General features: G+C 52.8%; 1 protein-coding gene. It reads left to right on the plus strand.

What is annotated here, in order from left to right; translation table 11 throughout:
• A partial coding sequence (locus AAB523_02880; protein ID MEK7556204.1) for a hypothetical protein occupies positions 1-2,496 on the plus strand: 2,496 nt, incomplete at its 5' end.
• Between the last annotated feature and the right edge of the window lie 300 nt (positions 2,497-2,796).

Raw genomic sequence — 2,796 nt, forward strand, 5'->3', positions numbered from 1 at the left:
CTCTGGAGTAAAACAGGAGGTCCCGGTTCCGTTACGTTCTCCTCTCTCACTACGAGAACCACCACCCTCACCTTCAGCACCGCCGGCACCTATCAGATCACTGCCACCGTCTCCGATGGCGACCTCTTCGCTTCGTATACCATAGGGATTATCGCCGCTCCCGCTCTCACAACGACCCCTGCTCCCGCCACCACCACGACTCCTACACTCCCCGCGCCAACGCTCTCTTTTACGGCAACGAAAACCACGCTCACGAAAGGCACTGCCACCACCCTTACCTGGAGTTCCACCAATACCACTTCCTGCACCGCCTCCAATGGCTGGACAGGCTCCAAAACAGCAAGCGGTTCCACCACCCTCACTCCTGTAATCACCACCACCTATACGCTTTCCTGTAAAGGAGGTGCGGGAGACGTGGTGACCAAGAGTGTGACGGTGAGCGTGACTGAACCAGCGCCTGTACTGAGCGTAAAAGGCTGGCAGGCGGTTCCTCTCATCACCGCCGAAAGCCGCGCGCGCGGGAATACTGGCGGGGAAGGCGGACAGAACAGCCGCGCGCTTGCCATTGATTCAACGGGAAACTTTTTAATATTCTGCAACGACGTTGCCGGTTTTTATCGCAGTCTCAATGGCGGCAAGAACTGGGAACCGGCTAACATTGGCATGCAGGCGGGTGGTTGTCGCAGTGCCGCCATTGATCCCAATAATTCAGACAGGGTCATCGTTGTCGCGACAGACGCTGATGCGTCCTTGTCGTATCTGGAAGCCGGCGGTATCTATCTATCAACTGACCGCGGGCGTACGTGGAGCCAGCGACTGCAATCGGTTGTTGATAACTGGTTTGATGTTAATGAGATCGCTTGGGATCCATCCAGTTTATCCGGCGGCATGAGCAAGGTCGCATACTGGTCTACGAGCGGGAATTTTGACGAAGGACTCTACAAGACAACTGACGGCGGAGTGTCGTGGAACAAGATACAAAACGGTAGTACATACGCATACGGTTCTGTCGCCGTCCACCCGACAAAAGGGTATGTCTACCTTGCTAAGAGTAGCGGTCTTTTCCGCAGTACCGATGGCGGGAGTAATTTCACACAAATATTGAATGAACCATTACGAGGTGTGAGCGCCGTATCAACAGCACCCGACCTTGTCGCAGTTTCCGGAAACGGGGACGGCAATGTCATCAAAGTATCAAACGACGGCGGTCTTACGTTCACGAAAAAAGTGGGAAGCGGGCTACCGACCTATGGTATCGGCCCTTACGGCATCCGCATTAGTCCGGCAAATCCTAATTACATGATGATCGCCTACAACGGTCCGCCCGGATACTGGTGGGACCAAGGAATGTGGTATTCGCACGACGGAGGTAATACGTGGGCGAGGCCGATTGTGGATGAGAAAGATGTTTTTCACAGTACGGTCGACGGAGATGACCACAATGCAAAAGGTCGTGTGTGGCATCCTACAAATCAAAACGTCTTATTCATTAGCAGTGATTGGATATTGAAAAGTACGGATGGCGGCGTACGTGTTTCGCACGGCAGCGATGGGTATAATGGAACGCTTGTCGTGGCAAAATGGGCATTCAATCCGTTTAATCCTGACCTTATCGCTTTTGGCGTGCAGGACTGGGTCTCATCATTCAGCACGGATGGTGGTTATACGTGGATGAACTTTCCTGAAATTAGATCTAGTTACGGTGCGTATGCTTTTTCAAAAGACCGGTTGTTTTTCGGAGGGAATCATGCCGGCTGGTCGGGGAACAGGACACTCAATATGTCTGTTGACGGCGGAAAGACATGGACGGGACCCGGTCCTGCCAGTAACGTGAACGAGCCCGCCGTTTCAGGCGATCCCGGGAATCCGAATGTTGCATTCTGGGCAAACTGGCGGACAGCTGATCAGGGGGCAACATGGAGAGAACTTGATGGCGCGAATCGTGTGTATACCTATAATCCCACTGGCACAAAAGAGCTCTACGGCGTGAGAGGAGGCGATTACCCGCCGGGAACAGAAAACACCGTGGTAAAATCCCTTGACCACGGTGTAACATGGACTTCGGTATTCACCGTGCCGAATATCGTGTGGGACCTTGCGTATGACCACACAAAAAACCGATTCTATATAACGGTGGGCGACAGAGGGAATCATAGTACCGAGCTCTACCAGTGGCAGAACGGGACGCTTACCAATATCACTAGCCGTCTTCCCGCCGACCAAAGAAATACAAAGTCTGCGCACACGGTGGCGGTTGACCCCGTTGATCCGACAATAGTGTATGCGGCTGGCGGACGATGGGACTACCAGACTTCTATGGCGGTGATGCGCTCTACCGATGCAGGCGCGACATGGAAACCACTCACGCTTCAGCCCGGCGACAGCGGCATAGACGGTGGCGGTCGCCAACCCGGAGCGGTACGCGTGAATCCCAAGACGCGTGAACTTTGGGTAACGGGCGGGACTCAGGGTATCTGGAAATATCCCGCGCCGTAAGCGGATATGCAACTAGTTTTACAAATATGAATCCCCGCACTATGGAAGCGCGGGGATTTTGATTTTATTTTAATGAGGAGAGGGAGGGATTCGGTCAGGAATAATTTTCTCGTTGTTACTCAAAAATTTTCACGACCCTGCCTCGCCTATTTTTTCTGCTGAAAAAATAAGGACTCCGGCTTTCGAATCCCTCACGCAAAGCAAGCAGTTGCTTTGCTCCTCTCCTCCACTCGCTTCGCTCGTTACGGTGTTTGTTGGACAAAGTTCGAATGTTTTTCGAGCAAAATCCAAATGATTAAA

It is taken from the genome of Patescibacteria group bacterium (genome assembly GCA_038063375.1).
Classification (GTDB): domain Bacteria; phylum Patescibacteriota; class Minisyncoccia; order Phycocordibacterales; family JANLHH01; genus JANLHH01.